The 22,604-nt window shown below is 31.2% G+C and carries 19 protein-coding genes and 5 pseudogenes; 15 read left to right on the top strand and 9 right to left on the bottom strand.

Annotated elements, in window-relative coordinates:
* Positions 1-107: 107 nt before the first annotated feature.
* Positions 108-416 (top strand): annotated as a pseudogene (locus ABH955_RS20065) (HBL/NHE enterotoxin family protein); the annotation flags it as partial.
* Positions 417-1,124: 708 nt separating this feature from the next.
* Here ABH955_RS20065 and ABH955_RS20060 read toward each other — a convergent pair.
* From ABH955_RS20060 to ABH955_RS20050, 3 genes are read right to left on the bottom strand one after another with little or no spacing between them, the layout of a single operon-like run.
* Positions 1,125-1,238: an LPXTG cell wall anchor domain-containing protein gene (locus ABH955_RS20060; RefSeq protein ID WP_404449098.1), complete on the bottom strand. Its 114-nt coding sequence runs from the start codon at positions 1,236-1,238 to the stop codon at positions 1,125-1,127.
* Between the two features lie 53 nt (positions 1,239-1,291).
* Positions 1,292-1,447 (bottom strand): MSCRAMM family protein, encoded by a 156-nt coding sequence (locus ABH955_RS20055; protein ID WP_404457074.1) that lies wholly within the window; start codon positions 1,445-1,447, stop codon positions 1,292-1,294.
* Complete coding sequence (locus ABH955_RS20050) at positions 1,419-1,631, bottom strand: hypothetical protein (protein ID WP_404457075.1); 213 nt, start codon at positions 1,629-1,631, stop codon at positions 1,419-1,421. The genes ABH955_RS20055 and ABH955_RS20050 overlap by 29 nt, the downstream gene beginning before the upstream one ends.
* A gap of 579 nt (positions 1,632-2,210) precedes the next feature.
* On the opposite strand from ABH955_RS20050, the gene ABH955_RS20045 reads away from it, so the two are divergent.
* The 13 genes and pseudogenes from ABH955_RS20045 (at position 2,211) to xerS (ending at position 16,023) form a co-directional block, all read left to right on the top strand.
* Positions 2,211-3,440: a helix-turn-helix domain-containing protein gene (locus ABH955_RS20045; protein ID WP_404449102.1), complete on the top strand. Its 1,230-nt coding sequence runs from the start codon at positions 2,211-2,213 to the stop codon at positions 3,438-3,440.
* 93 nt (positions 3,441-3,533) lie between these two features.
* Positions 3,534-3,862 (top strand): annotated as a pseudogene (locus ABH955_RS20040) (DDE-type integrase/transposase/recombinase); the annotation flags it as partial.
* 788 nt (positions 3,863-4,650) lie between these two features.
* Positions 4,651-5,820: a non-hemolytic enterotoxin subunit A gene (nheA, locus tag ABH955_RS20035; RefSeq protein WP_002203998.1), complete on the top strand. Its 1,170-nt coding sequence runs from the start codon at positions 4,651-4,653 to the stop codon at positions 5,818-5,820.
* A gap of 50 nt (positions 5,821-5,870) precedes the next feature.
* A complete protein-coding gene (gene nheB / locus ABH955_RS20030; protein ID WP_149191242.1) occupies positions 5,871-7,025 on the top strand; it encodes a non-hemolytic enterotoxin subunit B in 1,155 nt (384 codons plus the stop codon).
* 274 nt (positions 7,026-7,299) lie between these two features.
* Positions 7,300-8,457 carry a non-hemolytic enterotoxin subunit C gene (nheC, locus tag ABH955_RS20025; protein WP_404457081.1) on the top strand — a complete coding sequence of 386 codons (1,158 nt, stop codon included), beginning with the start codon at positions 7,300-7,302 and terminating at the stop codon, positions 8,455-8,457.
* A gap of 136 nt (positions 8,458-8,593) precedes the next feature.
* Positions 8,594-8,734 (top strand): hypothetical protein, encoded by a 141-nt coding sequence (locus tag ABH955_RS20020; protein ID WP_404449107.1) that lies wholly within the window; start codon positions 8,594-8,596, stop codon positions 8,732-8,734.
* A gap of 109 nt (positions 8,735-8,843) precedes the next feature.
* A pseudogene (locus ABH955_RS20015) lies at positions 8,844-8,984 on the top strand (recombinase family protein); the annotation flags it as partial.
* Positions 8,985-9,499: 515 nt separating this feature from the next.
* On the top strand, positions 9,500-9,661 hold the full coding sequence (locus ABH955_RS20010; protein ID WP_198285756.1) for a glycine zipper domain-containing protein: 162 nt from the start codon (positions 9,500-9,502) through the stop codon (positions 9,659-9,661).
* A gap of 363 nt (positions 9,662-10,024) precedes the next feature.
* The gene (locus ABH955_RS20005; protein ID WP_404457083.1) at positions 10,025-11,689 is read left to right on the top strand and encodes a M4 family metallopeptidase; all 1,665 of its coding nucleotides are present in this window, start codon (positions 10,025-10,027) and stop codon (positions 11,687-11,689) included.
* Between the two features lie 197 nt (positions 11,690-11,886).
* Positions 11,887-12,594 carry an IS6 family transposase gene (locus ABH955_RS20000; RefSeq protein ID WP_404491551.1) on the top strand — a complete coding sequence of 236 codons (708 nt, stop codon included), beginning with the start codon at positions 11,887-11,889 and terminating at the stop codon, positions 12,592-12,594.
* A 184-nt stretch (positions 12,595-12,778) separates the two neighbouring features.
* Positions 12,779-13,147, top strand: a complete 369-nt coding sequence (locus ABH955_RS19995; protein ID WP_404457085.1) for a DUF898 family protein — start codon at positions 12,779-12,781, stop codon at positions 13,145-13,147.
* A gap of 621 nt (positions 13,148-13,768) precedes the next feature.
* Positions 13,769-13,957, top strand: a pseudogene (locus tag ABH955_RS19990) (HNH endonuclease); the annotation flags it as partial.
* A 989-nt stretch (positions 13,958-14,946) separates the two neighbouring features.
* Positions 14,947-16,023, top strand: coding sequence for a tyrosine recombinase XerS (xerS, locus tag ABH955_RS19985; protein ID WP_404457086.1), 1,077 nt, complete (start codon positions 14,947-14,949; stop codon positions 16,021-16,023).
* 513 nt (positions 16,024-16,536) lie between these two features.
* On the opposite strand, the gene ABH955_RS19980 is transcribed toward xerS, so the two are convergent.
* From ABH955_RS19980 to ABH955_RS19960, 5 genes and pseudogenes are all read right to left on the bottom strand, one after another.
* Entirely contained in the window at positions 16,537-17,232 is a 696-nt protein-coding gene (locus tag ABH955_RS19980) for an ABC transporter ATP-binding protein (RefSeq protein WP_016119309.1), read from the bottom strand.
* Positions 17,229-18,041 carry an ABC transporter permease gene (locus tag ABH955_RS19975; RefSeq protein ID WP_002167251.1) on the bottom strand — a complete coding sequence of 271 codons (813 nt, stop codon included), beginning with the start codon at positions 18,039-18,041 and terminating at the stop codon, positions 17,229-17,231. The genes ABH955_RS19980 and ABH955_RS19975 overlap by 4 nt, the downstream gene beginning before the upstream one ends.
* An 81-nt stretch (positions 18,042-18,122) precedes the next feature.
* Positions 18,123-18,629 carry a nitrous oxide reductase accessory protein NosL gene (locus tag ABH955_RS19970; RefSeq protein WP_404457088.1) on the bottom strand — a complete coding sequence of 169 codons (507 nt, stop codon included), beginning with the start codon at positions 18,627-18,629 and terminating at the stop codon, positions 18,123-18,125.
* Positions 18,629-19,906, bottom strand: a complete 1,278-nt coding sequence (locus tag ABH955_RS19965; protein WP_404457090.1) for a right-handed parallel beta-helix repeat-containing protein — start codon at positions 19,904-19,906, stop codon at positions 18,629-18,631. The genes ABH955_RS19970 and ABH955_RS19965 overlap by 1 nt, the downstream gene beginning before the upstream one ends.
* 316 nt (positions 19,907-20,222) lie before the next feature.
* Positions 20,223-20,440, bottom strand: a pseudogene (locus ABH955_RS19960) (DUF2187 family protein); the annotation flags it as partial.
* 901 nt (positions 20,441-21,341) lie between these two features.
* On the opposite strand from ABH955_RS19960, the gene ABH955_RS19955 reads away from it, so the two are divergent.
* Positions 21,342-21,935: a hypothetical protein gene (locus ABH955_RS19955; RefSeq protein WP_404457092.1), complete on the top strand. Its 594-nt coding sequence runs from the start codon at positions 21,342-21,344 to the stop codon at positions 21,933-21,935.
* Positions 21,936-22,081: 146 nt separating this feature from the next.
* Here the strand turns inward: ABH955_RS19955 and ABH955_RS19950 are convergent, their stop codons facing one another.
* Positions 22,082-22,426: a hypothetical protein gene (locus tag ABH955_RS19950; protein ID WP_404491612.1), complete on the bottom strand. Its 345-nt coding sequence runs from the start codon at positions 22,424-22,426 to the stop codon at positions 22,082-22,084.
* Between the last annotated feature and the right edge of the window lie 178 nt (positions 22,427-22,604).

The following is a 22,604-nucleotide window of genomic DNA, read 5'->3' as shown; positions in this document are numbered from 1 at the left end:
CGAACACAAAGAAAGGCGAAGGGCACACTAATAGAAGTTTAGTAAAGTTGCAACAGAACCAATTAAACCTTTAAAATTTAGTCCAACTATTTTATCAAAAACCACTAATTAATAGGAGGAATTACCATGAAAAAACGTTAGTCACAGGGTTATTAGTTACAGCAGTATCTATAAGTTGCTTGTCACCTGTAAATACTTTTGCAGAAAGTAAGACAAATTATTCACAACAAACAAATAGTCTAAATGAAGCTGCTATGAATAGGTTATCAAATTCGATTAGGACATTAGGATCACAGACGCCATTAATTCAAGGATATGGGCTAATCATATTAAAGCAACCAGACATTGAAGTAAATGCTATACCTGGAATAACAACTGATCAACGTAATGCAAGAGATCATGTTCAAGAATGGCTGAGGAACAGTTAACAGGACAATATAGATTACACTAAGTTAAAGATGTAAAAAAAGTATCCAAATAAAAATGAATGCGTTTTCCTTTTATTCACATGAAATTCAAAAAAATGATCATGAATCCAAAAAACGACCTCTCAGATTCCTTTGTAAGGTTTTTGATTACTCAGGGTAATACCATTAAGTGTTGATTGAAAAAAATCCTATACGAGAGATAAAAAGGTGGCTAAACGTCCTTTTGTTTTTGTTCGTAATTTTAAGTTCATAATACTTAAGCCAATTTAATATAATACAATTTCATTTATAGGTAATCTGATTATTAATCAAAAATAAAGGGAAAGATTCAAGTAGCCATATATATTTATCTATAAAAAGTGCCATACAAAGAATGCCTAATATAAAAATGGATTTAAAGCAATAATTCCTAAGTGACATTTCTTTTGTTATAGAATAAACAAATTTGAGGTCAATTTATTGTGCACTAAGTGTCTAATGTCTACTTTTACTTTGGATTTATATTACAGCACCTATTAATTAGAGGCGTTGCTTTTTGTTAATTAACAACCATTGTACTCAGAAAATTAATAATATGTTATTTGATGCTGTAATAAAGCTGGGTAGCATAGAGACTGTTAATACAAAGATTAACAACATATTAAAAATCTTTTTCATATGTCTTGCCTCATTTGCTATTTCTATTCATTTTGAAATCTATTCATTTCTTGTTCTTTTGCGGAAAAATAATACCAATGTTGCGACCATTAATATAGTGCCAATTAGATAAAAATAGTTGGTACTATACCGCCAGTATTTTGAATATTCCATTCGTTTTTGTGTTTTTTATTTTTATGTTTTGTACTGATGATGAGACCTCTACCTCAATTGGATCTTCTAAATAACATATATCCATTTGGTGCTTGAATTTCTTCCACTGTGTACTTTCTGAAGCATAGTGGTTCAGAAATAGCCTTATCATTTACATCTGTTGTTAATTTCGCAATCTCTTTACCATCTTTGTCTAAAATTCGGAACACAGCATTTTTTCAGCTTTACTTTTGAACCAGCAGCATCCACTTTTTTAATCTCAATTTGTCCAAGTGATTGAATTGAAGTTTTGGCTGTGGGTTCTTGCGGTGGTACAGTCTCTCCTGTGACTTTCGCTGTATTTTGAATCTTTTTTCCAGCTTGGCCCTCGCATGGAATACCACTGTATGCCACTCTGTATTTGTCACATCTCCAAACTTACCGTTTGCTTTTCCTGCATCAAATTCACCCTTGTCTGTGTCGACTGCATCTGTCACTGTTTAGCCATCTAACTGTAATGTGCCTGGGACATATTACAATCCTTCTGGAAATGTATCCGCAATGGCTAAATTTAGCAAGAAGCGTATTTCTTATTCGAATCGTATACGCCAGTTCATCCCCTATTTCTGTATTTGTATTTTGTAGGTTCTTCACTGTTTTATCGGATTCTATGATTGGATCTTGTAGAATCAAGAAACGATCTCCGCTCATTTCACTGTCGTTTAGAAAATTACAAGAAATAGATCTATTTCTTTCCACGCAGATAAAGTGTCTTTCACTCTTTTCCTGTCTATTTCGATATTTAGATACTAATTACAAATAAATAATATATGATTCTCACAAAAAATATAGTGATATTTTGTCGAGAATTGTACTATTTGATATTTTATAGTAATATTTTGTCGTGAGTTATACCTGACGGCAAATAATTTATTAATCTATAAAAGAACAATTTAAAAATTTATCATTTAATCCAATTAAAAGGAGAAGGTAATGAATAATCCCATCGACATACAACACTTGTGTGATCTCGCACATAAAGCCTTTAATGTACCTGTTCACATTTTATCTACAGACAAAAAAATCTTATATCATTCTATTTCTGATGATGTTTGTAGTCCATTTTATTCTTCTAAAGAAGAACATCTTAGTGACATTTATCAAGGAAATGATCCCAATAACTTCCCACTTTTCAGATGTAACAGTTATCTTGAAAATTTCGTCCTAATTCATATAGCAAATCATGATTATGTAAAAGGGACTATTATAATCGGTCCCACTATACATCCAAAGGGCTCAGGTGATATAACCTTTAAAATTCGGAAAGAATTTAACTCAAGTAATAAAATTCAAGAAAGACTAGCCTATTATCAGTGCCTACCCGAGATTAAAAAAACTACTTTAATTGATATCGGAATCTTATTACATTACATGATTTTCAATGAAAAATTAGATGTAGATATCGTTTTAGAAAAAAATAAATTGCTAGAGGAAGTTCCCAATAAAATTGTGAAACCTGATTTATATATTTTAAAACGCCGACAAAATAATCCTGAAACTCACAACATGGCATTAGTACATAATTATTTTTTAGCAATCAAAGAAGGAAATAAAGAAAAGTTATTACAATATATGTATGCAATTCCAAAAGAAGGTGATGGGATTGTTTTAGCAGTAGATCCACTCAGAAACCAAAAGATTCTTGGAATTATTGCGATTACTCTAGCTACTCGATATGCGATAGATGGTAACCTTCCATCAGATATTGCTTTTTCTCTTAGTCTTTTATATATACAAACCATGGAACAACTAGATAACGTAGACTCTGTAAAGCGATTGTCAGGAGACGCTTTACGTACTTTTGCAGATTGTGTGAAAGAATACAATGCTCAAAATTATTCAAAAACGATTACTGCATGCCTGAATCATATTAGAAAAAATGTTTACAATGAAATATCTCTCAATAAACTCGCTGATCATTTGGCGATTACCCCTACTTACTTATCTAAATTATTTAAAAAAGAAGTGGGAATTCCTTTAAGTGAATATATTCAAAGGGAACGAATAGAAGAGGCAAAAAAATTATTAACACTAACTACATATCCATTATTAGATATTTGCACTTCGCTTAACTTTCATGACCAAAGTTATTTTATAAGGGTTTTTAAAAAAATTACAAACATGACTCCTAGACAGTATCGTGAAAAATATACTGTAATATAAGCTTGGTATCTGTTTCTGGTGCAAAAACTTTAATATACGTGTAAGTAAGCTCTAAAACTTGGGCATATTGTTTCTATTACTCTAGAAAGGGTACGTAATTTGGTGAAAATGATGGAGAAACGGGGTTTATCCATTTCTTATACACCTATTATGCGTAGCGTTCATCAGTATGGTTCTGAATTGGACAAATGAATCTGATTTTACCTCAAACCAATGACTCTTGAAGAGTCCATGAAACATATATCAAAGTAAAAGAGCAATGGATATATATCATGGTGTTAATTTGAAAGGAAACACAAACCATTTTTTTCTAAGCAAAACAAGAAACCAGAAGGCTGCAAAGCGCTTTTTCAAGAAAGCTTTGCGGCCTTTTCATGTTTTAAAACTTCTTGTTATAACGGATCGATAAGAATCCATTTTATTATCTTCATGTTAAGTATTGAGGTGGTTGGGATGAATTGTATTTCAGAGGGTTTTTATGACTATATAAAGATGTTTCTGAATAATATAGTAAATCAAAGAGCGCGATAAATTAAGTATTTATTAATAGTAATATCGGGAATTATTCCATAAAACTTAATAATATAACATATATTACTTGATATATCCACATTTCATGCAATTATGCATACCTAAATAAAGGTAAAAAAGTATAAGTAATACCATTAAATTATTCTATAAGTATTTTTCTAAAATAAAAACTAATTCCTTTGAATTAATATAGTTAGTTTTTCATTGGATATATTAAGTTATAATCATTATAAATTACTACAATAGAATCCATCATTAATTTTATTAGTATAATATCCTATCACTCATATTAAGTATGTAACAATAAAATCATCAAATACATAAGATAAAATTCTACTATTTACGACAAAATCTTACTATATACGCATCGGAAATTTAATGTTTTAATAAATAACATAACTGGTACGACCACTAAGAAAGGAGCAAATTACACTAAATAGGAGTTTAGTAAAGTTGCAAGTAACATTATGTTGATTTGAACTTGCTTAATATTCAGTTATTTTAAAAGGGGATCTCGAATCACTAAAGTATCATATTTGTACAAAATTGGTTTTAAGTTTCTACATAGCAAAAGTGATTTTATTTCGCAATAAAAGTATAAGCAATGTACAGTATAATATCATTTTTGTAATCCTGTAGGAATCTTACCGACAAACACCAATTAATAGGAGGAATTACCATGAAAAAAACGTTAGTCGCAGGGTTATTAGTTACAGCAGTATCTACAAGTTGCTTCTTACCTGTAAATACTTTTGCAGAAAGTAAAACAACTTATTCACAACTAACAAGTAGTCAAAATCAAGTTGCTATGAATAGATTATCAGATTCGATTAAGACATTAGGATCACAGACGCCACTAATTCAAGGATATGGGCTAATCATATTAAAGCAACCGAACCTTGAAGTAACTGCTATACCTGGAATAACAACTGATCAAGGTACTGCAAGAAACCATGTTCAAGACTGGCTGGATACATATAATCCAAAACTATTCAATGTAAATCAAGACATGCAGGATTTTGGGACAAGATTTACAAATTATTATGATATATTGGTTGAACTAGCTGAAAAAATGAATGACGATTCGCAAGCAAAAGAAGACTTTGTAAGTACTTTTAATGCACTTCAAGATCAAATGCAAGCAATTCAGTATGATATGAAAGGAGATTCAGTAGACTTAAACAATTATAAAAATGAATTGGTTGAAGATAGTAAGAGTTTTTCTAGTAAAGTTAGCAGAGCGATTGAAGGTTATAAGAGTTCAGGCGGAGAAATTGAAAAATCAAGAACGGAAATTAGACAACTTGAGGAAAACATTCAAGATGATTATACAAAACTTCTAGCTCTACCAAAAGAAAATGTAAAAGGTTCTATAAATATTGGAAAGTCGGTTATTGATATTTGGATAGACGCAGGTAAGGATCATACTTTAGACACGTCTAACTTGGAAGTGATTTATAACCAAGTTGGACAAGTCCAAAATGATGAAGTAACAAAACTGAATAATGATGCTCGTCAGAAGCAACAACAAAAAATTCTATTGCTACAAAAATTATCAAAAATTGAAGTACAAGCAACTCAAATGACACTTATTGATCTACAGTTAAATAACTTTACAAGAGTAGTTAAAAAGCAAATTGAGAGTTTTGACAAGCTAGTAAGTAGTTGGGACATCTTTAATGACACAATGATTCAAATGAAGAGAAGTCTTAGTACTGATGCGAAAATAGATTCTAATGCATTACAAGCACAATTAAAAGAACTCAAAACGTTTACGGATGAATTGAATAAACAAACAACGGAATATGAAAATAGTGTTACAAACATAAAAGTAACAGAGGCAAAATAGTAGAATGAAGAAAAAATCTTAATAATATAATATAAGGAGATATAAATATTATGAAAAAACCTTATAAAGTAATGGCTTTATCTACATTAATTGCAACAATCGCAGCGGGTAGCATTACGCCATCATATGCCTCAGCAGCGGAAAATACAACAAAACCAGCACCTATTTATGCTGATGCAGAAAATAACTACCCTGAGTATTCACTTGGACCAGAAGGGCTTAAAGATGCGCTAGAGAAAACTGGATCCAATATGTTGGTAATGGACCTGTATGCTTTAACTATTGTTAAACAAGCAAATGTTAATTTTGATGGTTTAACTGTAATTAACAATGATTTACAAAAAAGCATTAAGGACAACCACGATGCTTCTAAAACAAATGCAAAACAATGGTTAGATGGTTTGAAACCGCAAATAATCCAGACGAATCAAAATATTATCAATTATAATACACAATTTCAAAATTATTATGATGTTTTGGTAGAAGCTGCAAATAATAATGACAAAGAAACGCTAAAAGCTGTGCTTACAAGTTTAGATGAAAGTATTTCAGAGAATAAAGGTGCAGTGGGCAGGTTAGTGCAAGATTTGAAAGTCTTTCGCGGCAAATTAGAACTGGATACACAAAATTTAAAAACTGATACTAACAAAATCACAGATATTTTATCTGGTCAAGACGCTGGAATTCCATTGATGCAGAAACAAATCGAAGCAAATCAAACATTAATTGATGAGAATAATAAAGTTTATATTGCATCGTCGGTTGCAACTGCTCTCGGTGCATACTTAACTGCTACAATTATCTTTGCGCCTATTGGTGCAGGTGCATTAGGCGGCGGGATATACGGGGTTACTACATCGCAGCAGCAGATAAAGACAGCACAAGATGAGATTATAAACCTATCAAAAAACATTTCAACTGCGCAACAACAGGTAGGTAAGTTAACGGTCTTGAAAAATAATACTAATAATTTAACAGCAACAATTGATGCAGCTATTACTGCTCTTGAAAATGTAAAGAATCAGTGGCAGACAATGGGGGCAAAATATAAATCATTGAATGACAATGTTGACAGAATTAACCCAGACAAGCTTACTTTATTAAAAGCAGATCTGAATATAGCTAAACGTAGCTGGGAACAGGTTAACAAGTATGCTGAAAATATTCAAAATAATGAGATTAAATTCGTAGAAGAGAAAAAATAGTATTACTTCAAGAAATTTCCGAAGTAATGAAAAATATAATATACTGACTTTCCCTTTTGAAGAACACATAATATGAGTCTCCTGTTCAAGTTTGAGCAGGAGATTTCCTATATAGTTATGAAACTTGATAAAGATTATAAAATAAGAAAGTATGAAAACCTCTATTTTAATATGTTATTTTATTTGCAATAATCGTAATTCATTTGAAGTAAAGAATAGAAGCTTATGGATTTAATAAAATACGTAATATATTTGAGAGAATAGATGAAAAAGGGTGAATAAAAAAATGTATAAGAAAGTTATTTTATCAACGATCATTACTGGAATGGCAGCGAGTAATGTAATCCCACTTCATACTTTTGCAGCAGAACAAACTGTGAAAAATAGTGTGTCCCAACAGCAAGAAGATAGTAAGAGCTATTCTCTTGGTCCTGATAAATATAAAGAAGTAATGGAGAAAATGGGGGCAAGTATCCTTACAATTGATTCATATGCTCTAACAATCATTAATCAACAACTGACAGATTTAAGTAAAATAAGTTCCATAAATCGTGATTTACAGGCAAACATGATTCAGCATCAAAATGATGCGCAAACGAATGCAATATATTGGTTTGATGATCTAAAGCCTCATATGATGAAAACGAATCAGAATATTGTAAGTTATAATGATACCTTTCAAGCGAGTTATAATCAATTACTAGCTGCTTTGGATCAAAAAGATACAATGACATTTAAAAATGAACTGGAGAATTTATATAATAATATTTTGAAAGATAGTCAAGAAGTGGATGGACTACTAGAAAAGTTGAAAACATTCCGAAATAAAATGGCCGAAGATACAAGAAGTTTTAAAGCTGATTCAAATCAATTGATCTCTATTTTAGAAAGTACGAACGCCGGTATTCCACTTCTACAACAACAAATCAATAATTATAATAATACAATTAAAGAAAACTATGATAAACGTGGTGGCTATATAGCTTTATCTGTATTTATGCCCCCAGTTGGTATACCATTGATTGTCACTGCTGACAATAATATCGCATCTGCACAGCAAGAAATAGAACAATTGAAGTCCAGAATTTCTGGAGCAGAGGCAGAATTAGTTATTTTGACAGATGCCAAAAATAAAACGGAACATATGACTGCAACAATTGATACAGCTATTGATGCGCTACAAAATATATCGAATCAGTGGCATACAATAGGATCAAAATATAACTCATTGCTCAAAAATGTTGACAAGATTAATCCAGACAGGATTGCTTTATTAAAAATAGATCTGAAGATAGCGAAGGATAGCTGGCAGGACCTTAAAAATTATGCAGATAAATTATATGAAGGTGCTAAGATTGTACAAAACGGACCGATTGTACAAATAGGACAACCAATAGAAGGGATTGTACAAAACGGACAGGATTGCTCCTGAATGTTACATAATACACTCAAAAAAAGTCTCTTGGAAAACAATGTATCACTATGAGCTAGTTTTACACGTATCTCGACTGAACCCCAATATTCCCCCTTGCTATATTTAAAAGAAAGAAATGTGAGGAGAGAAGGCCATGCGGAAAATTCTTATAGGAAATTTAGTAGTATTTGCAATACTAATGAGTATTTCTTTTGAACATAACGAAGTCGCAACTAATTCTAAAGAAGAAACTAAAGAGGTAGATTTAATGTCTATCTTTCCATTTGAGTATTAAAATAGAACCATCCCAATTAGATAAACCCTATTAGGATGGTTTATTGAACCTGTTATAACGATACTTCAAGGTATCCCATATGACTTGTTTCAAAATAGGAGAGTAGAATATGAGAAAAATAGGTTATGTTCGAGTAAGTTTTGTTAATCAGAACCCAAAGAGACAATTACAACAAATGAAGGGAATTGGAATGGGCATTATATATGAAGAAAAGGTATTAAGTGCTACCCAAGACAGAGCTGAATTTCAAATGAATATATATACTATAATATAGGTAATCCTTTTTATTATTTATATTTTTGTTATTTCCTGTTGCAGAATCCTTAAGCTATTAAGGATTCCTTTTTTGTATCAAAAATCCACAAATAAAAAAAGATAAGATCGGCGAACACAATCTTATCTTTAGCACAAGGAGTAAACAAAAGGATAACCATCATATTTATATTATAGTTTGTTTTTTGTTAATTTCGAATATTAGAACCGTACTTATCAAGTATATCTATATTGAGAAATTTATTACAAATTTAGTTGTAAATGTTTCAAATATCGAAAGTAAACTTTTAGTCATTAGTTTACTTTCACACACCTAAAAACACTAACTTTATTCTAATTCTCCTGGTATCCTCAAAATAGAAATAAAAGTATACATTCAAAATGATAAAATACTATTATATAATTAAAATATTGTGTTTATTTATCTTCACGACATTATAAATATGGCATTCATTTAACATTCATAATTCTGATGAAGGGAAGTTTACCTTTTTGGATAAAAATATACAAAGTCATGCAAAAACGGTAATTGGAATTTCTATAGGAATGTGTTTGGGGACAACTTTCGGGTTGCTTATTAATAACCTTGCTCTGGGGATGGTGATTGGCATTACTATTGGATTTGGAATTTCTAAAATAAAACAAAAAAAATAACTTTATTTATACTATACAACAGCAATAGAATAACCCCTTACTTTTGAAGTGGTAAGGGGTTATTCTTATAAATTTTAACTTGATGGGCATGTATGGTGACCCCTTTTTCGGAGGATGGGCAACGATTCCCAATTAAAATTTATACACTATGCAAAATTGCATAGTGATTATGAAAACCTAGAAAACTCAGCACTTTAAGGTCCTGTACAACCCAAATTATAAGTAAACAGGTATAAAAAATATGAATTATTTCCCATTTATTACAATCCCCTACCTTTACAGAATCTATATATAAAAATATAATTTTCAAAAAATACAAAAATTCTGTCTAGAACAGGATGTAAAAACAAGGGAGAAGAAAATATGAAAACAAAGAAACAAAGTCTAGCAGTTTTATTGTCGGCTGGTGTTATTGCTACATCAATTAGTTTACCGACACCTAGCTATGCCGCTACATCAAGTAATGTGCTGTCTACAGAGAAGTATAATGAGGTCATCAAGTCTCCAGAGTTTATTTCTGGACAGCTGACTACACCATCTTCAACAAAAACTGAGGATGTAGTATTTCGATATGTTGATGAAAATAAGGACAAATATAAACTAGGTACAAAAAGTGCTAAAGAATCATTCACTGTAAAGAAACAAGAAGATGACAAGTTAGGTGCAAAAGTTGTTCGATTACAACAAACATATAGCGGTGTTTCAGTATGGGGATCTACACAAGTTGCACATGTTGATAATAAGGGAGTATTAACTGTTTTTTCTGGAACCGTAATTCCTGATTTAGATAAAAAATTACAACAACCAAATCAAAAAGTCTCTGCTGATGAGGCAGTGTCTATTGCTGAAAAAGAACTAAGTTTTAAACCAAACTATGATGTAAAACCGACATCTGAACTTGTAGTATATGCAAAAAATGACACAGTATCCTATGCATATCATGTTCATTTAGGATTTTTATCTCCACAACCAGGTAACCATGATTATTTTGTCGAAGCAGAGACTGGAAAAATCTTAGATCATATTGAAGTTTTACATGCAGCAAGCACCCCAAAAAATATTATTGGGACAACAACAACAGGAACAGGAAAAGATTCATTTGGAAATACAAAAAATTTGAATCTCTTACAATCTAATAATACTTATTATTTAGTAGATCAGACCCGTGGAAAGGGAATTTATACGTATGATGCACAAAATCAAGGAAGTGATGATGACACTTCGTTTCTCCCAGGTGTCCTTTTAAGTAATAGCACTAACAGTTTTACAAGCAAAAATGCACAGGCAGCTGTGGATGCTCATACTTATGCCGGAATTGTATATGATTATTATAAAAACGTTCAGGGAAGAGATTCCTATGACGGAAATGGGGCCAAAATTGTTTCATCTGTTCATTTTGGAAAACAGTATGAAAACGCATTTTGGGATCCAGACCTAAAACAAATGGTTTATGGAGATGGAGATGGATCAACACGTTCATTTACAGCCGCAATTGATGCTGTTGGTCATGAACTAACACATGCAGTAACAGAATCATCATCCAACTTAATTTATCAAAATGAATCTGGCGCACTTAATGAATCAATGTCAGATATTTTCGGAACATTAATCGAATATTATAATAACTCTAATCCCGATTATCTAATCGGAGAAGATTTATTCTTCCAATCGGGACAAGCCCTTCGTTCTATGAGTGATCCAACACAATACGGTGATCCAGACCATTATTCTAAACGTTATACAGGAACGAATCAAAGCAAATTAGTACACACAAATAGTGGGATTATCAATAAAGCGGCGTATCTTGTTGCAGAGGGTGGTACTCATTATGGAGTAACTGTGAACGGTATTGGTAAAGATAAAATGGGTAAAATCTTTTATCGCGCAAATACTCAATATCTCACAGAATCGGCAACATTCTCTCAGACAAGACAAGCCCTTGTACAGTCAGCCGCAGATTTATATGGAACACAATCAGCTGAGGTTACCTCTGTAACCAAAGCATTTGATGCTGTTGGTGTTAAATGATTTGGTTCTGGTGCAGCTCTTGCAAGTAATCTCCTAAACTTGGACATACTGATAGTAGGACTCTAAAAAAGAACTTGTAGGGATTCCTACAAGTTCTTTTAATCGGTTCTGGTGCAAAAAGTATAACACTTGTGCAATGAATCTGTAAATCTTGGACATACTGATACTATTACTCTACAAAAGGGTGTGTGATCAGTATGAAAAAGGAAACTTTGTTTAAATGGAAGCACTATCAGCCAGATATTATTCTATTAACTGTACGTTGGTACCTACGGTACAATCTTAGTTTTCGTGATTTGGTAGAAATGATGGAGGAAAGAGGACGATCCTTGGCTCATACAACGATTATGCGGTGGGTCCATCAATATGGGCCGGAGTTAGATAAGCGAATTCGACGTCATCTCAAACAAACGAATGACTCCTGGAGAGTAGATGAAACGTACATAAAAGTAAAAGGACAATGGATGTACCTATATCGTGCCGTTGATTCTCAAGGGAACACGATTGATTTTTATCTCAGTAAATCTAGAAACCATAAGGCTGCAAAGCGATTCTTCAAGAAGGCTTTGCGGTCTTTTCATGTTTCAAAACCTCGTGCAATCACAGTTGATAAAAATCCCGCCTATCCCATTGCTATCAGCGGGCTGAAGAAAGAGAAAAAAATGCCGTTAGGCATTCAAATCAGGCAGATAAAATATCTAAATAACATCGTAGAGCAAGACCATCGTTTCATTAAAAAACGTATACGCTCTATGTTAGGACTTAAATCTTTTCGCACAGCTACATTTATTCTTGCAGGAGTAGAAGCCATGCATATGATAAAAAAAGAACAGATTGATTTACAGGATCAGTCTGTTCAAAATCAAAAACAATTCATTCATCAATTATTTGGATTAACAGCGTAAAGAACGATTCCGGTAGGAATCCTCATTGTTTTTTGGAATGTATCCTTTATTTGCACCAGAACCAATGAAATAACTAAACGTTTAAAAAATTTATGGGAGTAACATTTTTGTGCTAAAATATGTAAGGTTATATTGAATAAAATACGTGCGCTAATCACGATAAACTGGCAAAGGAGTGTGTTTTATGGCAGAAAATATTAACATAAACGTTAATGCAGGAAGTAACTATGGACAAGAATCAAAATGGGGGCGTCAGTCTTTCTTTGATGGTGGACTTTTAAGCTTCATTGGTTGGAGTATCTTGGGAGCGCTTATTACAGTGTTCACGCTTGGTATTTGCTATCCGTGGGCGTTGTGTATGGTTTATGGTTGGAAAATTAACCATACTGTGGTTGATGGGCATAGAATGAAATTTAACGGTTCAGCAGTTGGCTTGTTTGGTAACTGGATTAAATGGCTACTTCTAACAGTTATTACACTAGGTATCTATGGTTTTTGGGTTAGCATTAAACTTGAAGACTGGAAAGTAAAAAATACAATCTTCGTTAATTAAGTGGATATTTTGATTCAGTACCTTAAGGGATGCATTATGAAATTACGTACATTAAAAATAATTCAATTAGTGCTATATAGCGTTGTTTTAATTCTTATGATTGATTATAGTAATCATTAAAATATTTATGTAAGGGTTCATGACTTTAATTTCTCTATTAAGTGAGTGCAATAATTTTCATAAATTACTATTTTTAAATAATATAGAGAAATGGTTTTTGAGTTGTCAGAGCTCTATCAGAAAGCAAGCCTGTTCCAGCAGACTTGCTTTTTTTGCTATTTATTAAGTATACAAAAAATGCCAACGTACCAGTTAGTTATCCTGAAGGGAGCGCGACCTATTGGAGTAAGTTATAGCGTTTTTTACGGTGTTTATAATTATCTGGGCGATTATCAAGCCATTTGCTAAAAATAGAAGACACAACACTAACCACGAGTGGAAAAACAAAATTGGTCAAAGTTTATTCACGTTTCTAAGTCCAATGAATAGACTGAAGGGATCTAATAATGTGATAGAAAAGACTGCTTGTTTTGTATCATTAGTATTTATCACTTGTTTAACATCTTTATGGATTATCATTCTAACATTTGATATTGCTTAGTTGGAGGGGGAAGCTTTATGAATGAATACAAAGCCAAACAACAGAAGCATAAGAAGATGCAACTCGTTATCCATCATATAAAAGAACTCGAACAACATTCAACACTTGTATTAGATATAGATAATCTAGAAACGATCTGTGTGGATTACCACAATAGAAAATACGGAAGCACATTCAAAAAGAAAAATTGTTTACTTACTTATATTTAGTTTACATAAGAGATATTATAGATATTTGAAAAAAAGGAGTAAAATCCGTCTCAAAATGAAAAGAATTCTTATCTTATTGAGACGGAAGGAGAAATTGCGAAGTTATATTTTAAAATCTATATTAGAATTAAAAATCACTGTATGTTCACATAAACAAAGTATAATAAAGAATACTTTTTCCAGGACTATAGGAAACATTCTTTTTCAATATAAAAACAATTAAGTTTTGGGTAAAGCACAACCTATTTAGTCTTAAGTGGTTAAAGTTACCCGTATTGCATTGAAATTTTTTTAACATGTATTTATATGCTAGCTATACCCTATAAACAACCATGTAATCAATACTAAAATGTATAGGTGAATGTATCTGCAACTAAAAGATATTCATACTGATGAAAGGTGCATGATGCATTTTGTTGGATGAACATAAAATAAACACTCTACAACTTCGCACGAAATACCAATTTTACGCAGAATAATACGGTTATATAAAAATCAAATACAGTATCTAGGGATTTCAAGCCCAAGTGCATGAATCTTAGTATATTGGTATACGCCATATAATTGATGTTTTATATAAGAATAATCAAATGCTGAATTACTCATAAACAATTTTTATAGTGAATTACATTTTAATTTATAAGAGCTTTTCTTGTGTTGATCTAACTAACTCCTGATTAACCTTGATTAAATTAACCAATTCACATTTTATAATGATTTTTAAACTGTGTTCATGTATTCATTTTGTTAGAACTTATATTTGAAAATCGTTTTATTTTATATACATATATAATTTTTATCGCCAAATATGAATTTATCACTTGGTTATCTATAACTTTTATTAGAATAATTACACTTTCCCATTCAATTTCGAGTGAATTTTAGTATTACATAATTTAATTATGTAAATAAGTTCGTGTAAAAATTGAATTTAACGCGAACTTGTGTTCGTATCATTTTTCTGTTATAGTATATATGAGGTGATTTTTATGGATTACAGCAAACAACGTCAAAAATCCGTACATCGTAAGAAATTATACGAAAATTTAAATGAAATGCCATTTTACATAGAAGAATTTGTGGAGTACAAAGAATTGCATGATGCCTCTCCCTCCACCCTACTGAATTATGTATATGATTTTAGAGTCTTCTTTAATTGGCTATTATCTGAACAAATTATTGAATTTAAGTCCATTAAAGACATATCCTTCTCTGATTTGGAGAATTTAAGGAAAAAAGATATTGAGAACTTTATGAGATTTCTAAAACTACAACAAAACATGCAAAATTCCTCTGTTAACAGAAAAATTTCAGCTTTAAAATCTTTATTTAAGTATCTTACTTCCCTTTCAGAAGATGAAGATGGAGAATGCTATTTTTATAGAAATGTAATGGCTAAAATTGAAATACATAAAGATAAAGAAACATTAAACGCCCGTGCGAAGCGTATGAGATCTAAAATATTCCATAATGATGACGATCAAGAATTTTTAAATTATGTTAAGTTTGAACATGAAAAAGCTTTAACAAAACATCAATTGTTCTATTTCCTAAGAGATAAAGATCGTGATGTAGCTATTCTCTCTCTCTTTCTTGGTAGTGGTATTCGTGTAAGTGAATTGGCCGATCTTCGTATGGAAGATATAAACTTAAAAGAAAGACTAATTGATGTAATACGAAAAGGAAACAAAGAAGATTCTGTATGGATTACCCCAATTGCATTGAATGATCTTGAAAAGTATATGGAAATTAGAAATAACAAATATGCTCCAGGGAAGGAATTAAAAAATGTGTTTCTATCGAAGTATAAACATACTGCACAGCCTCTTTCGGTTAGGGCTATCCAAGATATAGTAGAAAAATATACTAAGGCTTATGGTAAAAAAATGTCTCCTCATAAATTAAGACATACACTGGCAAATAAATTATATATGGAGGAAAAAGACTCATTACAAGTGATGCAGCAACTTGGGCATACCAGCCAAGATACGGCCTTATTATACACACAGCTTGGAGAAACAACTATTAAAGATAGCTTAGGCAGAATAGGAAAAAAAAATAAATAATAAAAGTTCAGCAATGCAAAATTGCTGAACTTTTATTATTTTCCCTGCTGTTAGTGGTTTTAAATGTTATGTATTATTCATTTCATCTTTAATTTTATTATATAAAAAATACATAGTTTAAATTCTAATCTAATTGGTATATAAAAACTCTCTCTAGTTAGATTAGATAAATGAAAATTTTAGATTCCTACAATTGTTGTTTACGTTAAATCGGAATTTAACGAACACTTGGAAGGATTGTAGGTTAAGCTCCCCTCCTATTGTACAACGACATTGTAGAAAGACAAGAAAATGGAAACTTTTTATACAAGAAAGTAGATACTTCTATTCCTATCATTGTTTTAGGACAAGAAAATGGATACTAAACGAATCATTTTTATTGGTAATTCGATATTGCACGCTATAAAATTAGTATCCAGTTTCCTGTCTTTCTACAAAAATTCCTCAAAGAATTAGAGATACAAGTAAAAATAAAACAGCTACTATACTGAAAGCAGCTGTTTCCTAATGTATTTATCTTCTATGCATTTGTAGTAATGTTATCGTTAAATTTTCTAAATCTCCATCATTTTTAATTTCCTGTATGACTTTTCCTTCTTTCATAAAGAGTATCCGGTCACCAATTTCAGCAGCTACATCCATCATATGTGTGGAAAAAATAATCATGGTACCATCTCTTTTTAAAGTCTTTAATATTGTTAAAAATTCATCTACCCAATACGGATCCAGGCCATTTGTCGGTTCGTCTAATATCAAAATTTTAGGATTTCCAAGGTACGCCTGCCCAAATAATAGCCTCTGTCTCATCCCTTTAGATAATCTATGTAACCGTTCATTTTTTTTCTCATTTAAGCCTATTGATTTAATAACTGCCTGTACTTTTTCTTTTCCTATATTTCGAAAAGCAGCATAAAAGAATAAAAATTCTTGAACTGTCATATCTTGCTGTGCATGAAAATCATCTGGCATATAACCTATTTCACTCACATACTGTTTTCTATCTTTCTGTAATTCTATATTCCCTAATTGAACGGTACCAGTTGTAGGTGTTGTAATTCCAGCAATTATATCAAGGAGCGTACTTTTCCCAGCTCCATTTCCACCGCATAATACGATACACTCTCCTTGTTTACTTTGAAATGAGATTGGAGATAATGCTATTTTCTTTTTATATCTTTTACATACTTCTTTGAGATTTAATACTGTCATTTTTTTCTTCTCCTCTCCATTTGCCACCCCGCCACAAACAAGAACACGATTGTATAGATAATGCAGTATATTAGTAGAATCCAAATAACAGCTTTACTTTGAAAAATCATTACCAATTGATCATATACTTGCCCAAATATTGCTCCACCACCTAATTGAATTACAAATATAATTCGAAGGAATTCTGCTGGGTTGCAAAACAATAACATTTTTATTAATGGTGCAATCATTGAATATGGAACAAAATTAAGAACACTAATTAAAGCCGTTGGCCACATCATAATAAGAAAGAACCAAACTACGATACTTATGGCTAAAGCTTGCCACCTAGTTATAGAAAAAGAACCGATTGTTATTCCCAGTAATAAAAATAAAAAAATTAATAAAACAGAGAAGATATACGTTGCTACCACCCAAAATATATCAAAATTACTACCGCTTACTAACCCAATGATTATACTTACTCCAAAACTCATTGAAAAAATAGCTGTTTGCGCTATAAATTGACCGATTATTTTACCTATTACATATGAGGTACTCTTTAAAGGATACGTACATAAAAGTCTCCATTTCCCATTTTCCACTTCGCCTGCGATAGAAAATGCTCCTATAATTAACATAAGTAAGGGTACAATATATAAAATAAGGTTTACCATTGTCCCCGTCACATTTGTATAACCTACTAAAGACGGGGTATTTCTTTCCATAACAAATATTAAAGAAAATATAGTTATCCAAAGAAACAAAAACATGTATGCAAGTTTACCCCTTGCTGCACTACGCCATTCTGAATATAATATATTCCACATAGCTATTCACCTCTCTACTGAAAAAGACAACCATAGTTGGTTGTCTTTTTCTCACTAATTTTTCATAGTAATAATCACTTATTAGTGAGAATGTCCACTACCATGATCTTTCTTTTCTTTTCCCATCATCTCTTTATTCATTTCCCATTTATGTTCTGCAAGCTCTTTAGAAGAAAGGATTTTCCCAGTATGTTTTTCTACGAAGCTGTCTGCATCTTTCTTTTCTTTAAAAGAAATTACATTATAAGCCATTGGCGTCTTAATTGATTTGTCATATATATATGTAGCTTTATCCACTGCAACCCAATCTTTTGTATTGTAATCTCTTACAAATTTCTCTTGTGTTTTTTCATTTTTATGTTCATCCATCCATTTATACATACAACCAATATCATCAAATTTTAGAGCTTTTCCATTTTCTAAAATAACCTCAGTTGCAAATTGATTATCCATTACTGCCATATTACAAATATCACACTTATCATTTTTTTCATTAATAGCAACCGGTTTTGTTTCTTTGTTACCACATCCTACTATGGCAAATACCATACATAAACAAATAGCAAATAACATATACTTAACTCTCATCAATTTTTCCTCCCTAAAATAAACAATATACTTCCCATTAGTAACATACTTACACTTACAATCAAAATGTTAGAGTGAAATGCCATCCCCTCACCTTTTTGCGGAACACCTTTTGGCCTCATGCTAGGCTCTTTATCTAGCAATAAAGATTGATCTGGAATTTTTATGAAACTTTGTAAAATACGCATCCCTGGTGATTGAAAGAACAACTGATATTCTGGAATATCTTGTGTTAACAGAAGAAAATAGGCATCTGCTTTGTATGGAATATTACTAGTACCTGAACCGTCTGCATCTACTTTTAAAGAAGCGTCCCAATAATTATTATAGATATTGTTTTCCCTGCTTTGTGTAGCTTGCGATTCATTAACATTCCCCATCATTACATTTTGAGTAAATTCATTTGCACTGGCATCTTTAAATTGTAAACCGATAAAATTATTAGAAATTGAGTTATCTATAATAGTATTGTGATCTGCCTTTTCTACATAAACCCCTACTCTATTATTAGCAATTTCATTTTGTAAAACTTTTGTTTTTGTCGCATCATATAGTAATAAGCCTTGTGCATGAACATTACTTTTATTGTAAATAAAGCGATTTCCTACTACAGATGTTTCCTTTGTTCCCATAATCATAGCACCTGTTGTATTTTCTTTTGATATATTTTTTTCAACAACTGTCCTATCAGAATACATAAGATGAATGCCATAACGAGACTGCCAGATTGTATTTGCCTTTATTGTATTATTGTCGCTTTGTTCCAAATAAATACCATCACGGGCATTTTGGATTTTGATGTTCTCAATAAGATTGCGATTGGATTGCCATAAATCAATTCCATTAGCCCGTCTTTGTCCAACGATCATACTATTCTCAATCTTTATATCCCTAGCATTTTCTAACTTAATCCCTATATATGACGTATGAACTTCCAATCCACTGATGTAGTGCTTATCTCCCTCTACAAATATTGCTGGCTGATCAGTATTATCATTACATTGTTCTATTTTCAAATCTTTAAGGATAATGTTTTCCTTATTTATTGTAATGACAGGATCTTTACCACAAGAGATTATTTTAGTATTTTTATCTCCTTGTATTGTAAGCGGTTTCGATATTTTAATTGTTTCATTATAAGCTCTATTCTCTAATGTAATTGTTTCATATGGGGAAGCCGCGTCAATTTTTGATTGTAATGTAGACTCCGCATGAATACTTACTCCTGGAAAACAAAAAAATAAAAATAACAGAAGAGGAGAACAAATCTTCTTCATATACAGTTCCCTTCTCTCAAAGCTATTAGTTATCACTATAGAAGAGAATACCAATAATTTGTGTGAAATTTGTGAAAAATAAACGTAGTTTTTGTGATACATATAAGATTATACCTGAAGGTAAAAGAGTTACTACACTTCATTAGAACATGATTTTTAAACAAATAAGTTTGTTTAAAGAAGCCAATACCTACAACTCATTTATTCGCAATTATACATACGATATTTATATAAACCCAGTCAAGAAATTACTACAAGTAGTTATTGAATTACGTACAAAAGAAAAGTTTGTTAAGGCAGCCGTATAAGAGTTATGAACATTATTTTTTATTTGCGTATGTACCACCTTTTTATAGTACCATGTTTTACTACTTGCCTAACATCATCTACTTCAATTTTCATTATTTGTGAAACATCTACAACAATTGTATTCTGCAGAACACTCACTACAAATCCCGTTAATTGCAAGTTAGGATTTTTACGATATGAAAATTGAACGTAATCCCCAATTGCTGCCTTTTTGTTATGCTCCATTTGGTACCCCCTAAATTATCATTAATTATTCAATAGGTTTCCCCTTTTTTGCTTCTTCATACTGGTTGGCAAGTTTATAAAAGAACACGTAATCCTATTTTTCATAGCCTCTACTGCAGTAATTATACCGATAAGACTTCAATCTTAAATAAAATAAATACTTAATTATTTTATGGATTTTGTATAGCACTTTTATATTAAAATGAAAGTAAATTAACATTCAAAAATTCACTTTCAAATATTATATTATTACTGGCTAAGTAGTTTAGACCTTCTTGTCCTATGTTCAAAAGGTTTAGACTTTCATGTCCAGTTATTGAGACATGAAAGTACCTACAAAATTTATGATAATGGCTATTTATCAACGATTGTTCATGAGATCTTAGATATTGGTTGGGACAAGAAACTCTAAACTAAAATTTTATAGATTTACAGAACTAGCCACATTTAATCTTGTGCAAGATGCTCCCCTTCTTACCTAATGACCTATACCATCATTTCCGTTAATTTATTAATATAAATATAATGTTTTTGATGGATTATGAGGGTTACATTATCTTGAAGGAAAACTTTCCCCCCAACAATTCATATATGATTCAAAAGGTCTATGTATTTTTGAAGTCCTTCAAAATGTTATCTCGAACCTTTCGACACATTGATTTTGATAGAAATATAACTACTTTAAAAGGCGTACCTTTTGGTATGCGGTATAGAGAATTTATAAAAAGATTATTTGATTAATATAGATGTATCTCTGCAATTTATTTTCTTGAAATGGTATAAAATGAAAAACAAATTATCCAAGATTCAATAAATTTCTTTAAGAGTATTTACAAATGCGTCATCGCATGTTAATGTATAAGAAAATACATGCGATGACGCATTTAATTGGAGTGATTAGATGAATCTAGATAAAGTAATTGGGGTTGAAGATGCAGCGGTTTTATGGGGATTATCACCTGGATACATAAAAAATCTTTGTGCAAAGGGTGAAGTAGTATCAAAAAAAATTGGGAAAACGTGGGTGATAGATGCTACACAAAACCATCCAGCTTTATGTTCATACATTAAGAATATTCAAGGAGGTCCATTTGTAAAGGAAGTATGTATAAGCGAAAAATCTAAAAATGTAGCTATTCAGTACGTTGATTCTTTTAATGAATATGCCATGTTAAATAAAAATCCAGGTAATGACGCTAAAACCTATGAAGAATACTTCGGAACAGGTGACAGGATTAATAAAATACTAACTCAAGAAAGCGCTCGTTTATTACGTCAATTTCCATTTTTGGAAAATGTCTTAATTAATATTCCATATAAAGGGCTAGTTTATGAAATTGAATTGAACCGAGATAAATTGAACAACTATTTGGGATACAAAATAGAAGATTTAAGTATACAAGATAGAACGTGGCATCAAGATTTTCTAGAAAAACATGCATATCCCAAAGAAGGTAGAGCTAGATTAATAAATGAATTTGTAACAGTTAAATAATTTTTAAATTATTTAACTGTTACAAATTGTACCTTTTGGGACAAAAAAAGAATCCTTTTCATAATAAGGATTCCTAATTAAAAATATGTATTTTTTGCATCCACATCAATAAATCAAATATGGATTATACGTTTTTAATTCTATTATTAATTCTTTGCTGTAATTGTAATCGTCATACCTGATTTAAGTGTGACGTTGTAAACTCGATTATCATTCAAGTTGATTAATTGTGTTTGGATTTCATTAGCTGTTTCTTCATCATAAGAGATTTTAACAACTGTTTCATGAATCGGCACTTCATTATCCAAGTTATCATCTACCCAATACAGAAGTCCTTCTTTTTCTGTTGTGTTAAATCCTATTTTAATTGCCTCCTCCAAAGTGCTTTCAGGAGTTAAATCATTTGGGTCATTAGGGTCTTTTGTAGCAATCCTGCGCTCAGATGCTGTAACACCGTTTGTTAAAATAATTGAAGTGGTTTTTGATTTTATCTTATCAAACTCATTTTTAAACGTATTATCAATTATCTCCCTTATATCTATTAGTATAAAATGTAATGATCTAATAAAATATTCTATAGAATTTATTGATTTCCTTTGTATTAATCACTTCATTTGTAGAGTTTTGAGTATGTAATTTAGTTCATATTTTTGTAAAATTCATTTTCAA

The organism is Bacillus sp. RC240 (assembly GCF_044907945.1).
Classification (GTDB): domain Bacteria; phylum Bacillota; class Bacilli; order Bacillales; family Bacillaceae_G; genus Bacillus_A; species Bacillus_A mycoides.
Note: the sequence above shows the minus strand (reverse complement) of the source record. Positions and strands in the feature narration are given on the sequence as shown.

Bases quoted from the DNA above. Each gene is read 5' to 3' on its own strand.
- ABH955_RS19975 (WP_002167251.1), bottom strand. From the start codon at position 18,041: ATGTGGAATATATTATATTCAGAATGGCGTAGTGCAGCAAGGGGTAAA.
- ABH955_RS20000 (WP_404491551.1), top strand. From the start codon at position 11,887: ATGAAAAAGGAAACTTTGTTTAAATGGAAGCACTATCAGCCAGATATT.
- nheA (WP_002203998.1), top strand. From the start codon at position 4,651: ATGAAAAAAACGTTAGTCGCAGGGTTATTAGTTACAGCAGTATCTACA.
- ABH955_RS19970 (WP_404457088.1), bottom strand. From the start codon at position 18,629: ATGAGAGTTAAGTATATGTTATTTGCTATTTGTTTATGTATGGTATTT.
- ABH955_RS19995 (WP_404457085.1), top strand. From the start codon at position 12,779: ATGGCAGAAAATATTAACATAAACGTTAATGCAGGAAGTAACTATGGA.
- ABH955_RS19955 (WP_404457092.1), top strand. From the start codon at position 21,342: ATGAATCTAGATAAAGTAATTGGGGTTGAAGATGCAGCGGTTTTATGG.
- ABH955_RS20020 (WP_404449107.1), top strand. From the start codon at position 8,594: ATGCGGAAAATTCTTATAGGAAATTTAGTAGTATTTGCAATACTAATG.
- ABH955_RS20060 (WP_404449098.1), bottom strand. From the start codon at position 1,238: ATGGAATATTCAAAATACTGGCGGTATAGTACCAACTATTTTTATCTA.
- ABH955_RS19980 (WP_016119309.1), bottom strand. From the start codon at position 17,232: ATGACAGTATTAAATCTCAAAGAAGTATGTAAAAGATATAAAAAGAAA.
- ABH955_RS20045 (WP_404449102.1), top strand. From the start codon at position 2,211: ATGAATAATCCCATCGACATACAACACTTGTGTGATCTCGCACATAAA.
- ABH955_RS19965 (WP_404457090.1), bottom strand. From the start codon at position 19,906: ATGAAGAAGATTTGTTCTCCTCTTCTGTTATTTTTATTTTTTTGTTTT.
- nheB (WP_149191242.1), top strand. From the start codon at position 5,871: ATGAAAAAACCTTATAAAGTAATGGCTTTATCTACATTAATTGCAACA.
- xerS (WP_404457086.1), top strand. From the start codon at position 14,947: ATGGATTACAGCAAACAACGTCAAAAATCCGTACATCGTAAGAAATTA.
- ABH955_RS20005 (WP_404457083.1), top strand. From the start codon at position 10,025: ATGAAAACAAAGAAACAAAGTCTAGCAGTTTTATTGTCGGCTGGTGTT.